Consider the following 18,041-nt stretch of genomic DNA (forward strand, 5'->3'; position numbering starts at 1 on the left):
TGCTGGCGTCAATTCATATTCCTAAATTCAACAGGGGTTTTCCCTGTCTTTTGCTTAAACAGTTTGTTAAAGTATTGAGGATAATCAAATCCTAATGCAAACGCGATCTCACTAACAGATTTATTTGAACTTATAAGTTTGCTTTTTGCTTCCTCAATTAAATAAAAATGGATGTGGTCCTGCGTATTTTTACCCGTTTCTTTTTTGAGTAAATCGCTTAAATACCCAGGTGATAAATGCACCTGATCTGATAGGTATTTTACAGTAGGCAAGCCCTTTACTTCTTTATTATCCTGGTTGTAATACTCGGTGAGAATTTTCTCAAGCTGAACGAGAACTGAATTATTGGAACTCTTCCTTGTTATAAATTGTCGTCCGTAAAAACGACTGCAATAATTGAGTAGCAATTCAATCGTCGAGACGATAATATTTTGGCTATGTACATCTATGTTTTCTTCAAGTTCAGTGTCAATTTTGGATATGCATTCATATAAAATCTGCTTTTCCTTTTCTGACAAATGAAGTGCTTCTGAAGTTTCATAAGAAAAAAAGCTGTAGTTCTTTATTTTGTCATTTAATGAAGTTGCCCGGATTAGTTTAGGATGAAAGAATAATCCCCAACCCTTTATGTTTTCTGACGCTTGTTCATCTTTATCAATTTCAATGACCTGGTTGGGCGCCATACAGATCAAACTGCCATCTTGAAAGTCAATGATCTTGCGACCGTATTTAAACTTATTACTGGGGTAGTTTTTGAACATAAGGGAGTAATAATCAGCAGAAAGTTTTATGTCATCGTCTAACTGCTGATTCACTTTGCTAAAGTCTACCACACCAACTAGAGGATGATGGATATCATTGTGCAGCCCGAATAATAAAAACATCTCCGAGATCGTTTGTACATGAATAAATTTACTCATCATATCATAGGGCTTTTTGTAAATATCATGATTATTGAAGCCATTACCAATCCAATCGTTCCAATAATCAGGTTAAAGGGGTTATATACCAAATTGGGCTTTTATCCCAGCTTCAAAAGATTCGTCATTATTTTGCTTATGATTTGCGATCATTAATTCCGCATCTACGCCTGCTGTATATCTTAATTGCGTAGTGCCATCTGTGGCTGCTTGGTAAATGACATTAGCAATAACACTTGCCGGGGAAGCATTTTGAAATAAAGACTGCATAGCCGACATGATCTTTCCAATAAAGGGTTGGTATTCTGTGAGGGTTTCATTGTTACTAAAATCAAGGGAACGCCCCGTAAAATCAGTAGTCATAGCACCTGGTTCAATTATCTTTATTTTCACTCCAAACTCTGCAACTTCATATTTCAAGGATTCAGAAATACCTTCCACTGCAAACTTAGTTCCATGGTACAAAGCTCCTAATGGAAATGCCATTTTGCCTCCAATAGAAGAAATATTAATGATTGTGCCGCTTCTATTTGCACGAAAATGCGGTAGCAATGTTTTTGTAACATCTAAAAGCCCAATCACATTTGTGTTAAACTGACGGATGATTTTCTCTCTTGGAAAAGATTCTAAAGGACCATAGGCACCATAACCCGCATTATTGAGTAGGACATCAATACTTCCAAAATTTTCGATCCCCTTATTTATCGCGTTTTTAATAGAATCTAAATCCAAAACATCTAGCCTGGTTACCAGTACATTTTCTAATGAATTTAATTCAGTTTCACTTTCAGGTGTACGCATGGTGGCAATAATGTTCCAACCTTCCTGCTGAAATAGTTTTGCTGTTTCTTTTCCTAACCCACTGCTTGCTCCCGTTATTAAGATTGTCTTTCTCATTTCTTTGATTTTATATTATGATATAAAGGTCGAATTAATGAATTGATGGCAGATAAGACGAATTCAGGAAATTTGTATTGTTTTTACTGAATTCTATGCCTAAGGGGGGGAAGACAGCCGTAAATATGGAGTTATTCTATTGTCACACCTAATTATATATTTCGTTTGTTGCTTTCCATTGCAATGAACTCCGGCAAGTAATTGGGAGTACAGCCTTTTGATACCATTTCACCTTTATAGAGACCTGTTTTCTCGCCAAGAACGATACACCTGTTTCGATACTGTTTTTCATAAACGCCAATCCAGCCTGCAGTGAAATTCATGGCCCATTGAACTTCAGGGTCTTCTGTGTTAATACGAGTCTCCATGGCAGAAAGTAATTCGGGCGTGTTATTTGGGGGCGTCTGTCCCATCCATCTCAATCTTGCTTGGTAGTACCAATAACTACGTCTTTGAAGTGAAGAAGCACTATTTTCCCAAGACAGAATCAGTGCAATTGTTTTTTTGTCCTTCATAAGCTGATTAGCCATTAGCCAATCCATTAGCTGAATTCGCTCATCAAATGAATGAGACTGCATATTCTTATCCAGTTTATTAATTAAATCTTCGGAAAGAAGCTTATTATCCATAATCAAGATGGCCAATAACCTGGGCAAAAATATTTCGGTTGACCATAGTTCCATAGCCAGTTCGTGATCCTTTTTGATCTCCTTAGCAATTTTCCGTAAGTCCCCTAACTTAGTTTTGGAATTGATTTGAGCTAAAATATTTTCAGCCTGTGAAGAGCGTTTCATATCAAAATCTATTGATGTTATAACCATAAATAATTCTACCCTACTTCATGGGGCGTTAATCTTATTCCTCGAAAGGTGGTTATTCAAAAAGCTGGTAAGCTTTGCGCAAAAACAGCGGATAAAGGGGCGCTCGACGCGGCATATTCAGGTAAAATAAGGCGATCATATTGTTTTCCGGATCAATAATATATTCAGTGCCGTACATGCCTCCCCAGGCGAATGCAGTGTTAGAGACCTCAGGAACGGGTTTCTTTTCTGCATTAAACAACTCAAAGCCCAACCCGAACTGGAATCCTTTGCCACCAGCATTAACTACAGGTAATTGGTTCACGGTGGTCATCAAGGCAATCGTTTCTGGTTTTAGGATACGCTGTCCATGGAAAGATCCTTTATTAAGTAGCATCTGGCAGAATTTAGCATAATCCGAAATAGGCCCGTTGAGCCCTATAGCGCCTTCAAAATAAGTCTGTTCCTTGCTGATCGTGCCCTCGCTAAACTTATTCGATTCAGCAACCAGCTTGCCATCCACAGCACTGTAAGCTTTCACAAAACGTTGCAGCGAAGCTGGTTCGTAATACCAGTCTGTTTCTGTCATGCCCAGTGGATCCAACACACTTGATTTTACATATTCGCGAAGTGTTTTGCCTGAAATGCGTTCAATCATATAACCAAGCATATTGGTGCTCACGTGATAATTCCACTCGCTTCCCGGATCGAATCCCAGGGGGTATTTGGCTAAGGCAAGCATATCCTCTTTGAGGTATTTCAGGTTGCCAGTACCAAAACTACGTTGTCCTACCACCCATTCCGGTTCTGGTGCTTTAACGCCATTGGAAGCGGCCAAACGGTTTGCCTTTTCTATTTGTCTGATTTTATCTACCAATCCTGCATTCAAGCCAGAGGAGTGCGATAGGAGGTGTGCAAAAGTCATCGGTCTTACAGCCTGACGGGTTTCATAGCTGCCATCCTTGTTCACCATGGTAACCACCTGATCTGAAATTTCCGGGAAATATTTTGACACAGGATCATCAATAGCGACCATGCCTTTTTCTACTAATGTCATGAATGCCACGCTTACTACCGCTTTAGTCTGTGAAAACAGAATATAATAGTCGTTCACACTTGCCGGTACCTGGGCTTCCATATCCTTCCAGCCAAAAGCTTTGTTGTAAACCACTTGACCACCTTTGGCAACATAAGCAACTACGCTGCTCGCTTTTTTCTGATCCACAAAACTTTGGAGTAAGGAGTCTATACCAGCAACCCTTGCTGCATTTGTACCTGCCGATTTTAATTGGATTTTGTGATTCAACTGCTGGGGTGCCTTAGTTTTTTCCTGCGCCATGGCGCTGAAGGTTAAAGCCGATAGGGCTAGGTATACGAAAGTTTTTTTCATAAATATTGGCGCTACTATTATCCGTCACGTAGTGGTAAATCAAATATAACCTTCTATCTACAATACTTATCAATAGAATTGACATCTTTCCATTTCAGGTTTCTTGTCACAAAATAATTTTTCGATATTGCACAAACCAAATACGCATGCCACTCAGGTAGCAAATAGAACCAACTGATCTTGAAAAACATCCGATATTTAAAATCCTGCGCCTTTACCATAACCTTTGTATATCTATTTATTTACGGTGGCCATATCCAGGCAGCGCAGGTCGATAGCCTTCAAAAGGTACTTAATAGCAGACTTTCACAGCGAGCAGCCTTTGATCAGCGAAAGGTTCTTACTATCGAAAGCATCAGGAGTGATCTTTATCGCAATTTTGCCTCGCCACAGCAACGTTACCAAAATTACGACAGGCTGCTAAATGCCTATAAGTCTTATGTCCACGATTCAGCCTATGTTTACTGTAAAAAACTTAACAGTATGGCTAGGTTATTGAATGATCCGAAGAAAATAAACCTATCTAAAGTTAAAATGGGATTTGTGCTCATTTCCGCTGGGATGTTTAAAGAAGGACTTGACACCCTTGAATTGGTGGATGCCACTAAACTTGAGGAGAAGGATAGGTTTAAATATTTATTCTTACAGGCGAGAAGCCATTTTGATCTCGCTGATTATGATAGGATCAGTGATTATTATTCAAGGTATAATCAGGTTGGGCTAAATTACTGCGATTCCATCATGAAAGGGGCAAAGAAATCATCATATGAATACCTTGCTGCGGAGGGGCTAAAATCTATCCGGCAACAAAAATACCTCAAAGCCTCCCGTGTGTATGAGCAGATTCTTAATTTAGAACAATCCTATCAGGATAGTGCCGTTAACCTGAGCTGCCTAAGCTTCACTTATTTTGAACTTAAAAAAACGAATCTGGGACTTGTAAATTTAATGAAAGCAGCCATCATTGATAATACACACTCTACCAAAGAAGGTGTGGCACTTACTAACCTGGCTAATTATCTTTATCAGCAGGGAGACATTAAAACAGCATTTACTTATATCAATTATGCTATTGACGACGCAGTTTTCTATGGCGCAAGGCACCGGGAAGCGCAGATTAGTAACATTATGCCCATTATTCAGAGCGAAAAAGTCAATGGCATAGAAAAAGAAAAAACCCGCCTAACGGTGTATGCTTCCACTATTACGGTGCTGGTTATCATCGTGATTATTTTTGCCTTCATCACCTTGCGTCAGCTTGGAAAGTTAAGGTTAGCAGACAAGCTGATTGTAGAAAAAAATGAAGATCTGAATAATGCCAACCAGAATCTTAAAAAGGTGATTTTAGAACTCGATAATTCCAATAAATCTCTATCCAGAATAAATATCAAACTGGATGAGGCCAACCTGATCAAAGATGACTACATCGGCCATTTTTTCAACATGCATTCCAGTTATATCGACAAAATTGATAAATTGAAAAGAGCGATAGAGAAAAATATTAAAACACAACAATTCTCTGAAATCAGTTATATCCTCAATAAGCTTAACATTAATATCGAAAGGGAAAACCTCTTCTACAGTTTCGATGAAGTATTCCTTAACTTATTTCCTGATTTTATAGGAGATTTTAATGCACTTTTCGAAGATAATAACCGGATCGAATTGCAAAAGGATAAGCTGTTAAATACTGAACTCAGGATCTTTGCACTCATCCGTCTTGGCATCAACGATAACGAGACCATTGCAAAAATCCTGAATTATTCAGTAAACACGATTTATACCTATAAAACTAAGGTGAAGAATCGCTCATTTATTCCCAATGACGAATTTGAGCATAGAATCATGCAGATCAGAGCCGTAAGGGAAGTGGTAGAATAGTTATTTTTCCAGCACTAAATAACTGTAAGGCTCCAAATTAACTTGATTGCCCATTTTGAAGCTTACCCCAGTAAAAGCATTTTTCCACTTTGATCCACGCAGTGATTTTGGGACTGTAAAGGTTTTCGCATCGTTTCTGAGGTTGGAAAGCACAAAGACCTTTTCCGAATCTTTAGTTTTTACAAAAGCACATACATCGTCGGAGCTATAAGATTCCAGGCTGCCCTTTCTCAACGCAGTACTGCGATTACGAAGCGCAATGACTTTTTTGTACTCCGCTGTAACCTCCGGATTCAGGCTCCATTCGATTTTCTTTGTTGTGAAAGGAAAAACCAAACGGAAAGGTGTACCAACTTCCTGCCCATTGTAAATCATTGGGATACTGTTCATGTAGCTGATGACAACAAAAGCGGCCATCGAACCTTTTTGACCTCCGAAAAGTTCTTGAGGCGTCCCATCAGATCCGTTAACATCATGATTGGTAACATACCTTACGATATCCTGGCCGTTTGTTGCACCTTCATGATCTGTAATATTAAGACTGTCAATAGATTTTACAGATCTGTGATCCTCGTAGATCTCTTTAAGGTGTTCAAAAAACTTAAATCCAAAAGTGTAGTCAAAGCCTGCTTTATAGTGATCGCTTCTTTTACCCTCCGCTAAAAGAAGCAATTTACGGTCTGTTTTTCTAAGTTCAGCTACTGCCTGCTTCCAAAAATCAAAGGTAGGTCCATCTGCATAATCGCAGCGGAAACCATCAATATTGGCGGCAGATACCCAATATTTCATTGCTGCAATCATTTCTGCCCTCATGTCCATGTTTTTGAAATTCAGCTGGGCTACATCATTCCATCCCATTCCCGGCGGACTGACGATTTTCCCCGTACTATCCTGTAAATACCAGGATTTGTCCTTTATCCATTTATGGTCATACGATGTGTGATTAGGTACCCAGTCTAAAATAACAGCCATCTTTCTACTGTGGATGCTATCCACCACAGTCTTCAGGTCTTCCAGCGATCCAAATTCTTCATTTACGCTGGTAAAATCGCTAATGCAATAAGGAGAGTTTACGGAGTTTACTTTACCAATAGGATAGATGGGCATCAGGTAAACGACATTAATGCCGAGATTTTTGATGGAATCGATCCTTGGAATGATTCCGCGAAGATTCCCTTCTTTACTGAAGGTCCTGATATTGATCTGGTAAAGGTTTACATCACTGCGCGCTGGTACAAGAGATGTGTTCGACTGCGCATAAATTATATTCAGATGGCAGAAATAAATAATTAGTGCTGACAACAATACTTTGGTGATTCTCATAACATTTAAAATTTGGTTATTCCCGCAAAATACGACTCATCAGCTTCAAGTGTGGTGCATAAAAATACCGATATAGAAAATTTGGCGCTAAAATTTTTATATAATGCTGGTATAAAGATCGTTAACACAGTATGTTGCCTTGTTAAATATGAATCTAAAACAGGGGAATTGTTATTGTTTATGCTGATTTTTTTGATTTTAATCGCCGTTGCTATCTATATATTCCAAAGCTGTATTTGATTTCAATTATTTCATTGTCAATAAGTTAATGGATAATTCTGTGTTTATTTTTAATATATGGATTCCATGACCTTGTTTTTGCTTCCCGCTTGAGCTTTATTTGATGTGCTCAAAGTAATTACCGGAGCAAAAATTAAAAACCAAATATATTCTTATGAAACAAGTTTACCTATACAAGTATGGTCTTACCATACTGTTCCTTCTCTTATCAATGCATTTATTTGCGCAAAATGGCACCTTTAAAGGTAAAGTTGTTGATGAGCGAAATCTGCCACTTCCTGGTGTTACAGTCAGGGTAAAAGAAACCGCCCAGGGTACTACCACAAATCAGGAGGGAAAGTTCGAATTTACGACGCCTAATAAAGGCCCTTTAACACTTAACGTGAGTTATGTAGGGTATGATGCTATTGAAAAAACCATTCTAGCAGATGAAACGCTCACGGTAGCGCTGGTTCCCAATGCGGAAGCCCTCTCAGAAGTTGTGGTTGTAGGTTATGGTACGGTGAAGAAATCTGATCTTACCGGATCTGTTTCTACGGTAGCGAGCAAGGACCTGAATCCCGGTGCTGTTACCAATCCTCTTCAACAATTGGCAGGAAAGGCCGCTGGCGTAAACATCACCCAGACCGGAAGCGAACCTGGCACCTCTCCCAGTGTACGCATCAGGGGAATTACCTCCCTAATTGGTGGCAATGATCCCCTGGTTGTTATTGACGGTGTACAGGGAAATATGGACCTGCTTACCCAGGTTCCACCGAGTGAAATTGAATCTGTTGATATTCTAAAAGACGCTTCAGCCACGGCCATTTATGGTTCCCGTGGCGCACCTGGGGTCATTATTATTACCACCAAGAAAAACAAGGCTGGCCAATCCAGTGTGGATTATACCGCCAATACCTCTGTTGATGTTTTGCCTAAAGGGTTGAAGATTCTAAATGCAGACCAGTGGTGGGAACAGGCGCAATTGTACAATGTTCCCGCATCTGCCAATCATGGTTCCAGTACGGATTGGTACGATTTGCTCACCCAGACCGGCGTAACACAGAACCACACCCTGGCCTTTGGGGGAGGTGCCAACAACTTTAATTATAGGGCCTCGGTTTCTGCTATTCTTCAGACTGGCTCGGTCATCAAATCAAATTACAAAAATTATATAGGCAGGATACAGGCAACCCAAAAAGCCTTTGATAATAAGTTGACATTGACCATGAATCTGAACAATGGGGTTAATAACACCAACTACAGTCCTACGGGGGTGGGCAGGGAAAGTTTCAGGTCAAATCTGATCACCAATGCTTACGTGACCAGACCGACGGATCCAGTGTTAGCTACGGACGGCAGCTATTATGCAGACCCTAACATTTTCCAGTATATTAATCCTTATGCCGTGGCAAATACCGTGGTTAATCAGAATCAAATTAACAGCTTGTTTGGTAGCTTTCGTGCCGATCTTCAGTTATATAAAGGGTTGAGCGCGGGATGGTTCGGCAGTTGGAGAAAGGTTGACGGTAACTCGGGTTATTACCTTCCTGCGATGTCAACAGTGGCCGCAGCAGTCGACAACAAGGGGATTGCGAACATCAATAATTTTCACAATGATGAGAAACTGATGGACATCAGCCTGAATTATAAGGCGGATTTAGGCGACCATCATGTGGATGCTATTGCTGTTTATGAAACACAGGGGCAAACCTATAATGGGAATTTTGCACAGGCTAAGGGGTTTATTAATGATGTTACAGCGTTTAATGCGCTGCAACTGGGAGATCTTACGAGGGTGACACCTGGTGATCTCTCTTCTTATAAAAACGACAGGTACCTGGTGTCCTTTTTAGGTAGGGTAAATTACAGTTTTAAGAACCGTTACCTGTTTACGGCCAGTTTTAGGAGAGACGGATCTTCCGTATTTGGCGTCAACCATAAATGGGGCGATTTTCCTTCCGGATCTGTGGCCTGGAAGATAGATGAAGAACCATTCATGAAAAACCAGCGGGTTTTTAGTTCCCTTAAGTTACGGGGTGGCTTTGGTGTCACCGGAAACCAACAAGGACTGTCACCACAAGGATCACTTCAGTTAGTCGGCTACTCGGGGGTAACTTATTTCGGCGGTGCGCCGGTCACCAATTTTGTGATTAGCCAGAACGCAAATCCCGACCTGCGCTGGGAAACACGTGAGCAAACTAATGTCGGAATTGACTTTTCCATGTTCTCCGGGCGCCTGAGCGGAACGATTGATGCCTTTACGGCAACAACGGATAACCTGCTTTTCGGCTATACTGTCCCTCAGCCACCATTTCCTTATCCTAATATTACGGCCAATGTAGGAAGTATCCAGAACAAGGGTTTAGAACTATCCTTAAGTTACGAGGTCATCAAAAAGGAGCACAGCGGTTTAACCCTTGCCGGCAATGCCTCCTTATTAAAAAATAAGGTGCTTAACTTAAGCGGAAACATTGCAGGGGTGCCCCTGAATACAAATTATGTGCCCTGGGGAGCTAATTCCTACCTGATCGAAGGCATGCCTATCGGTACCTATAACATTCTTCAGCACTTGGGCAAAGACGAGTCCGATGCAGAGACCGTCGTTGATCAAAACGGAGATGGACTTATCGATCAGGGCAGCCAGAGTCCTGACAGGGTTTTCAATGGTTCTGCTATCCCTACCTACACTTATGCATTTACACCAAGTTTCTGGTACAAAAATTTTGATGCTTCCATGGTATGGAGAGGTTCTGGTGGAAACAAGATATATAATTCCATCCGCCCAAATTTGAGTTATTTCGAGAACCTGGGTAAGTCGAATGTGCTGGAGAGTGCCATTCCTTTAGGCTTGTACACCTCACAATATGGGTCAGACCTGTGGTTGGAGAACGGTGCTTTCTTAAGGTGGGAAAATCTGTCATTCGGTTATACGATAAAAACCAAAAAGATTAAATATGTAAGCGCACTGCGGCTTTCACTTACGGGGTCAAACCTGTTGCTGATTACGGATTATACGGGCATAGATCCGGAACTCAATGTGAGCGGAGGGAATGGGTCAGGCGCAGATGGAGGTATTTATCCAAGAACGAAGACTTTTGCCCTTGGTTTAAATGTAGTTTTTAAATAGAAATGGATATGAAAAAGATATTAACAGTCATTTTGATCATTGCACTGGCAGCACCTGGCTGTAAAAAAGTAAATGAGCGTGTTTATGATAAATATGCTGCAAATGAATTTTACGGGTCTTCGGAAGGCGCCGATATTGCCCTTGCCAATGTTTATTCTCAGGTGTCTGGAAACTGGGGTACCGGATATGCTGGTGCCGATAATTGCTGGTATGACCTCAATACCATGTCGTCTGATGAACAAGTTATTCCACATCGAAATACAGGAGATTGGCAACTGGATTTTGCGCAGCTTTATAAACGGCAATGGCTACCCACTGCCGGTATCATTAACAATACCTGGAACTGGCTTTATAAATCCATTTACACTGCAAATCTTGCTGTTGATCAATTGGAGCAATCAAAGGCTGAGGCGTCAAAAATTGCGGAGGCAAAAGTATTGCGAGCCTTTTTCTACTACTTATTGATAGATGATTTCGGTTCAGTACCTTTCTATACGGACAACAATATTACCGTAGATAAAATACCACAGGCGAGCAGGGCTACGGTATACGAATTTATCGAAAAGGAACTTACCGAAAACGTTGATCAATTGGCGGAGACCAAAGGTGGTCAATATTATGGCAGGTTCAATATATGGGCGGGTTATGCCTTATTGGCAAAAGTTTATTTAAATGCGGAGGTCTACACCGGAACTGCGAAATGGGCAGAATGTCTGGCGGCTTGCGATAAAGTTTCCGAGGGTGGTTTTAGTCTACATGCCGGAAGCGCCAATGCGTCCAGTCCTTTAGGTTTTCAGTATTATGAGCTATTCGGAGATAAGCTGCCGGAAGATGAAACCATTCTTTCCATCTTTGCCACAGCAAACATCGTTTCCAGAAACATTTATGCCCTTCGCAGTGTAAACGGAGCAAATGGAATCGCTTTATTTGGTTTCAGCGGTTGGAATGGCACCATTGTACCGCGGCCCTTTTATGACCGTTATGACGACAATGATATCCGTAAAAAGCAGTTTTTAGTTGGCCAGCAGCCTGGCGGCGTAACCTATACCCTTGATGTCACTTCGCTAGACAACCCTGGCGCAGCACCAAACGAGGGAATCAGGAACGTCAAGTTTTTCCCTGTTCCACCACAGGATGGCAGCGGTGAATCAAACGATTTCCCGATCTATCGTTATGCTGATGTCTTATTAATGAAAGCAGAATGCCATGTCCGCATGGGCAATTCTGGCTTAGCCAAGCCATTCATTGATCAGGTCAGACAAAGAGCAGGCTTAAACGTCTTGTCTAGCCCTCCAACATTAGAGGATGTTTATAATGAACGTGGATTTGAACTCAATTGGGAAGGTCACCGCAGACAAGATATGATCAGATTCAATACATTTCTCCTCGCACATGATTTTGCGCCTGCAGCACCTGCATTTAGGTTATTATTTCCTATCCCTACAAGTGCACTTAATGCAAATCCAGGCTTGAAACAAAATCCAGGCTATTAACCTCAACGCCATGAAAAAACATATATATCTATTTGTATTTATTTGTGCAGGTATTTTACAATCCTGTAAAAAAGATATAGAACTTACCATGCTTCAAGCTGTTGCTTTTAGCACGCCATTAACAGCAGATCAAACATCGGTTAACCTGTCAGAGGCGAACGATACCACTGCAGTGATCACTTTCTCCTGGCCTGCGGTAAGTTATCCTATTAAGGCTTCCGTTTCCTATACGCTGGAAGTAGCTGTTCCGGCAGATACCATTGGAAGTGCGGCCTGGACTAAAGCCACAAGTGTTCCTATTGGGAATGATGTATTAAGTAAATCTTATAAAGGAAAAGACCTGAACGACCTGGCTTTACTGATGGGCATTGCCAGCGGTGCCACCGGCGAGCTGGTCTTCAGGCTGAAGGCCGAGCAAGACCGTGGCACCTATAGTAATCCAGTAACGGTTATGGTAACACCTTACGTTGCCCGGGTGATTTATCCATTGTTATATATCCCAGGAGATTTTCAGGGCTGGGCACCAGCCACTGCACCTACCGCAGCTGCCCTTCAGCCGGGCATTTACGAAGCCTATATCTATATTCCTGCAGGTGGAACCAATTATTTTAAAATGACCTCTGCAAGAGACTGGAACCACATCAATTATGGAGATGCGGGGGAAGGAAAAATATCTGTTGCGGGTGATGCAGCCGGATTACTTGCTGCGGAGTCAGGTTACATTCAAGTCGCTGTAAACCTCAACAGCAATACCTGGTCTGCCACCAAAATTACCTGGTCCATTCTGGGGGACGCCACTTCGGGTGGTTGGGATTCTGATACGCAGCTAACTTATGATCCTGCTGCTCAGGTATGGACGGTGACAGCAGATATGCTTGCTACCGGATCATTTAAATTCAGGGCAAATAATGCCTGGATTATCGATTTTGGAGTGAATGAAGAGGGGAAACTTGCCTATGCTAATAGTCCGGTTTATGGCTATAATTCTGCAGTGAGCAACATCACTGTGCCATCAAGCGGAAACTACACCATAACGCTGGATTTACACGATCCATCTAAGTACAATTTTAAGCTAAAGAAAAATGATTAATTATAGCAAAGCCACCATTCTAAAAATATTTTTATTATGGAGTGTAACACTTTTTACATTTTGTAAGAAAGACAATAGCCCTATTGTTCCGGATGGTTCTTACCCTCAATATGGCACACGTTTTAATCAGGTTCCAGATCCTGAAGATGCCATTATTTACCAGGTTAACCTGAGGGCATTTAGCGAGGAAGGCACTTTCAAAGGGGTTACAGCCAGAATGGATTCTATCAAAGCACTGGGCGTAAATGTAGTTTACCTGATGCCTGTTAATCCGATTGGTAAATTAAATAAAGCGGAGGGCTTAGGTTCACCCTATGCCGTTAAAGATTATAAAGAGGTGAATCCCGAATTGGGCAACCTGGATGATTTAAGGGCCCTGGTAAATGCTGCCCATGAGCGGGAGATGGCTGTGATTTTAGATTGGGTGGCCGGACATACGGCCTGGGACAATGCCTGGATTAGCAATAAAAGCTGGTATCAACAGGATGCGAGCGGAAATATCATTCAGCCTGCAGGAACAAACTGGAGTGACGTAGCTGCACTGGATTATACGAATCAGGAAATGAGGACATCCATGATTGATGCCATGAAATACTGGATTTTTAGTGCAAATATTGATGGGTTTCGTTGCGACGCAGCCGATTATGTTCCATTTGATTTTTGGAAAGAGGCCAATGATGCTTTAAAGAATATAAGTAATCGTAAGTTATTCATGATAGCGGAAGGAGCCCGGGCTAATCATTTCAAGGCTGGTTTTCCAATGGTTTATGGTTTTGGGTACTATGCGGCCCTAGAAAACAAGGTATTCAGAAACGGCAATTCAGTCACCCTCCTGCAGGAGCAGAATACAAGTGAATATGCAAGTGCATTGCCAGGATCTCATGTGATCAGGTACATTACCAATCACGACGTTTACCATACTGATGGAAGTCCGATAAATCTCTATGGCGGTAAATTCGGGTCTCTGGCTGCTTTCCTGGTTACGGCATATATGAAAGGTGTACCCATGATTTACACCGGACAGGAGGTAGGCAGTACGCGGTCGATGGACTTCTTTTATCGTACACCAATAGACTGGTCTAAAAATCCAGACATGACAGCCGCCTATAAAAAGATAATCAGTTTCAGAAAAAACAGCGATGCTGTGAAACGAGGTGATCTTGCGGTTTATCATAATGATGATGTGGCTGCATTTACCAAGTCGACCAGTAAGGAAAAGGTATTTGTCATAGCGAGCCTGCGTGGGAACAATACGACCTTCACTGTTCCCGTTGAACATCGTGGGATTTGGAAGAACGCCTTTACTGGCGCTTCAGTTACCTTAAACAATCAGGTATTCTTTCAACCTTATCAATACATGGTATTAACAAAATAATTATTAAGCGCAGCGGTTCAAATCAACCGCTGCGCTAATAAACATCATGAATTGAAACTGGGAGATATTTACTTCTCAAATTAAATTGATGTTAAACATAATGATGTCACCATGTGCTTATCAGTTAAGCTATGCGTTTAGTAACGCCCAGTTAACATAGAGTTAAAGTGTGAAATCAATCTTTGTGCTGTTAAAAAAGGTACACACAAAGAAAAATGAACAAGAATTTTACTAATCAAAGGCAAATTAAAAAAGCCATGCAATGCATGGTGTTTTCTATCCTTGCCGCTTCTACATTAAACCCTCAACTCACACAGGCTAAGTCGGCCCTCCGTGTTCAGGTGAGTCAGCAGCAAGAATCTATTCTCGTTAAAGGAACCGTAAAAGACGCCAAAGATGGTTTGCCTATTCCGGGCGTTACCATCAGTACAGCGCAAGGTCAGGTGTTTGCCGCCACCAATCAGGATGGCGCATTTAGCCTGCAGGTTAAAAAAGGAACCGTATTATCATTTAACATGATCGGGTATACCGCACAAACGCTGGTTGCTAAAGAAGCTACTCAAAATTTCAATATTCAATTAGCCGAATCCAGCAATGCACTGAATGAGGTAGTAGTTACCGCATTAGGTATTAAACGTGAGGCAAAATCTCTGGGTTATGCCATTACTACTGTAGAGGGAAAGGCGATTGCCGATGTTCCTTCCAACAACTGGTCTGACGCCCTGAAAGGTAAAGTGCCAGGACTAAACCTAACACAAGCAGGCTCAGGACCGCTAAACAGCACACGGATCAACTTGCGTGGCGACCGCTCCTTAAAACCGGGTGGTAACGATGCCCTGATCGTGGTTGATGGTATTCCATTGGCTTCAGGATCTGTAAGCTCGGGTGTTAATGATGCTTATGGCGCCGGAACTTCTGGCAGTGATAAAGATATTCCAATCGATTTTGGTAATGGGGTCTCGGATATTAATCCGGATGACATTGAATCGGTTACCGTTCTAAAAGGTGCGGCAGCTTCAGCCTTATACGGTAGTCGCGCTAACAATGGTGCGTTAATTATTACCACTAAATCGGGTAAAAGAACAACAAATGGTTTAGGTGTGAGTGTTAATTCAAACACGAGTTTTAATGATGTATTGCGCTGGCCAGATTTTCAACACCAATATGGTCAAGGCAACCTGAACAAAAATGCGGCAGGTGAGCTTTACTATTCCTATGGTGCATCAGAAGATGGACCAAGCACCAGTGGAACCTCCAGTGCCTGGGGACCAAAATTCGATGGTCAGGAGTTTTTTCAATATGACCCTAATGTAGAAGGACAAGGTGCGGTTAGAACGCCCTGGGTACCCTACGAAGACAATGTGAAAAGCTTTTTCCGTACTGGTTATACCTTGCAGAACAGCGTATCGGTTGATGGTGGTAATGAAAAATTTACGGCCAGAAGCTCGGTTTCGCATACTAAAAACGAATGGATCATGCCTAATACAGGTTTTGAACGCTTGGTGGCTTCTTTTAACTCCAGCATGCAGCTATCAGACAAACTGAAGTTAAACGCTAAGTTTAGCTATACCAATAAAAATAGCGACAACTTACCTGGAACAGGCTATAATAACCAGAGTATCTCTTATTTTATGATCTTCCAAAATCCTAATGTGGATTTGGAATGGTATAAACCGATGTGGCAAAAAGGGCAGGAGCAATTAAAACAGATTCATCCTTACAGTTCTTATATTGAGAACCCCTATTTGATTGCTAATGAGATGACCAATAGCATTAACAGTCATAATATTGATGGAAACCTTCAGGGGGTCTATACCTTCAGCAGCAAATGGGACTTAATGTTCCGCTCTGGTTTAAGTACCAGACAGGATCAGATTGAGCAACGCCGTACGTTCGATACCGCTAATTTCCCTGTTGGTTACTTTAAACAACAAGATATCACTTACTTCGAATCGAATACCGATGCGATGTTGAACTTCAATGATAAACTATTGCCTAAACTTGATTTCAGAGCTTCCTTAGGTGGAAACTTGATGAAAAGAAGTCTTAAATCAAATAATGCCATTGCTAGAGGTTTATTACTACCTGGTATTTACAAGTTGTCGAATGCTTTAACGACGGCAGTAGCAGAAAACGAGTTAACCGAGAAAGCGGTAAACAGTGTATACGGATTTTTAAACTTCGGATGGGATGATAAAGTGTTCCTTGATGTAACTGGCCGTAACGACTGGTCATCTACTTTACCTAATGGAAATAACAGTTATTTCTACCCTTCGGTAAGTACCAGTTATATTTTAAGTGAAATGTTCCAAATGCCTAAAGCGGTTTCCTTTGCTAAATTAAGGCTTTCTTGGGCGCAAGTAGGATCGGATACTGATCCTTACCAAACCCGTAAATATTATGGAACATCGGATTTTCCAGGATCAGCAGAGGCACCAAGTGTATTGCACAATGCATTGCTTAAGCCAGAACGTACCAATTCATGGGAAGCTGGAATGAACTTCGGCTTGTTTAATAACCGGATTACTGCAGATGTGAACTATTATCATACCACCACTAAAGACCAGGTATTACTTGTTCCTTTAGATGTGACCACCGGTTTTAGCAGTGCCTATATTAATGGTGGTGTGATTAAAAATAGTGGCGTAGAGGTGATGTTAAGTGGCAGACCAATTGTAACGGATAACTTTAGCTGGACCACAACTGCTACCTGGGCAAAAAACCAGAATGAAATTGTGTCGTTAAGTGAAGATTATGAAGGTTACCAACAGATCCTTGCTCAAAGTGGTTCTGGTAGTGTACAAATCATCGGTACCAAAGGTGGTTCTACCGGCGATATATGGGGTTTTCCCATGGTTCGTAATCCGGAAGGACAGATTATCTATACGGAGAAAACAGGCCTGCCTGTTAGACCGACAGAGAAGTCGTATATCGGCAATGCATATGCCGACTGGAAAGGTGGTTTCCAAAATGAGTTTGCTTATAAAAACTTTAGCCTGAGCGTATTGGTAGATGGACAGTTTGGTGGTATCGTTTATTCGCAAACCAACCACAAAATGTCGGAGCAGGGTAAATTAAGCCATACCATTGCCGGACGTGAAGAAGGCGGAATTATTGGTGATGGTGTGATTCAGAACGCAGATGGTTCTTATTCGCCAAACACGACCAAAGTGCCTGTTAATACTTTCTATGCCGACTTTTATCGTCGTGCTAACACAGAGACCAACAGTTTTGATGCTTCTTATTTGAAATTAAGAGAGGTGCGTTTTGAGTACCGTTTGCCAAAAAGCTTGTTAAGTAAGTTAAAAGTTTCTGGCGCAAGTGTGGCGGTGTACGGCAGAGACTTAGCTATGATCTCTAAATTCCCAATTTTCGATCCGGAAACAGCGGCTTTAAATGGTGGAAGTATTATGCCAGGTGTAGAAATGGGCCAGATGCCAAGCACCAGAACTTTTGGTTTAAACCTAAGGTTGCAATTATAATTTAACAATTGACAGAAGGCTTGTTGTAAGCCAAAAAAATA

The 18,041-nt window shown here is 41.5% G+C and carries 11 protein-coding genes; 6 read left to right on the forward strand and 5 right to left on the reverse strand.

Going from position 1 to position 18,041, the window contains the following annotated elements:
* Window positions 1-8: 8 nt before the first annotated feature.
* The 4 genes from IWX76_RS16960 to IWX76_RS16975 all read right to left on the reverse strand — a co-directional run bounded on the left by IWX76_RS16960 (window position 9) and on the right by IWX76_RS16975 (window position 4,007).
* On the reverse strand, window positions 9-923 hold the full coding sequence (locus IWX76_RS16960; protein ID WP_196861227.1) for a helix-turn-helix domain-containing protein: 915 nt from the start codon (window positions 921-923) through the stop codon (window positions 9-11).
* A gap of 78 nt (window positions 924-1,001) precedes the next feature.
* Window positions 1,002-1,817: an SDR family oxidoreductase gene (locus IWX76_RS16965; RefSeq protein ID WP_196861228.1), complete on the reverse strand. Its 816-nt coding sequence runs from the start codon at window positions 1,815-1,817 to the stop codon at window positions 1,002-1,004.
* Between the two features lie 152 nt (window positions 1,818-1,969).
* On the reverse strand, window positions 1,970-2,611 hold the full coding sequence (locus IWX76_RS16970; RefSeq protein WP_196861229.1) for a DNA alkylation repair protein: 642 nt from the start codon (window positions 2,609-2,611) through the stop codon (window positions 1,970-1,972).
* Window positions 2,612-2,690: 79 nt separating this feature from the next.
* A complete protein-coding gene (locus IWX76_RS16975) occupies window positions 2,691-4,007 on the reverse strand; it encodes a serine hydrolase domain-containing protein (RefSeq protein WP_196861230.1) in 1,317 nt (438 codons plus the stop codon).
* Between the two features lie 180 nt (window positions 4,008-4,187).
* Here IWX76_RS16975 and IWX76_RS16980 point away from each other — a divergent pair, with 180 nt between their 5' ends.
* Window positions 4,188-5,888, forward strand: a complete 1,701-nt coding sequence (locus IWX76_RS16980; RefSeq protein WP_196861231.1) for a DUF6377 domain-containing protein — start codon at window positions 4,188-4,190, stop codon at window positions 5,886-5,888.
* Here IWX76_RS16980 and IWX76_RS16985 read toward each other — a convergent pair whose 3' ends face one another.
* Window positions 5,889-7,211 carry an alpha-amylase family glycosyl hydrolase gene (locus IWX76_RS16985; protein WP_196861232.1) on the reverse strand — a complete coding sequence of 441 codons (1,323 nt, stop codon included), beginning with the start codon at window positions 7,209-7,211 and terminating at the stop codon, window positions 5,889-5,891.
* Between the two features lie 394 nt (window positions 7,212-7,605).
* Between IWX76_RS16985 and IWX76_RS16990 the strand changes: the two genes are divergently transcribed.
* The 5 genes from IWX76_RS16990 to IWX76_RS17010 all read left to right on the forward strand — a co-directional run bounded on the left by IWX76_RS16990 (window position 7,606) and on the right by IWX76_RS17010 (window position 18,000).
* Complete coding sequence (locus IWX76_RS16990; protein ID WP_196861233.1) at window positions 7,606-10,560, forward strand: SusC/RagA family TonB-linked outer membrane protein; 2,955 nt, start codon at window positions 7,606-7,608, stop codon at window positions 10,558-10,560.
* An 8-nt stretch (window positions 10,561-10,568) separates the two neighbouring features.
* On the forward strand, window positions 10,569-12,053 hold the full coding sequence (locus IWX76_RS16995; protein ID WP_196861234.1) for a RagB/SusD family nutrient uptake outer membrane protein: 1,485 nt from the start codon (window positions 10,569-10,571) through the stop codon (window positions 12,051-12,053).
* Window positions 12,054-12,063: 10 nt separating this feature from the next.
* Window positions 12,064-13,143: a SusE domain-containing protein gene (locus tag IWX76_RS17000; protein ID WP_196861235.1), complete on the forward strand. Its 1,080-nt coding sequence runs from the start codon at window positions 12,064-12,066 to the stop codon at window positions 13,141-13,143.
* The gene (locus IWX76_RS17005; RefSeq protein WP_196861236.1) at window positions 13,136-14,518 is read left to right on the forward strand and encodes an alpha-amylase family glycosyl hydrolase; all 1,383 of its coding nucleotides are present in this window, start codon (window positions 13,136-13,138) and stop codon (window positions 14,516-14,518) included. Before IWX76_RS17000 ends, IWX76_RS17005 begins: the two co-directional genes overlap by 8 nt.
* Before the next feature lie 215 nt (window positions 14,519-14,733).
* Window positions 14,734-18,000 carry a SusC/RagA family TonB-linked outer membrane protein gene (locus tag IWX76_RS17010; RefSeq protein ID WP_334642131.1) on the forward strand — a complete coding sequence of 1,089 codons (3,267 nt, stop codon included), beginning with the start codon at window positions 14,734-14,736 and terminating at the stop codon, window positions 17,998-18,000.
* Window positions 18,001-18,041 lie beyond the last annotated feature (41 nt).

It is taken from the genome of Pedobacter sp. CAN_A7 (genome assembly GCF_015752175.1).
Taxonomy (GTDB): Bacteria; Bacteroidota; Bacteroidia; order Sphingobacteriales; family Sphingobacteriaceae; genus Pedobacter.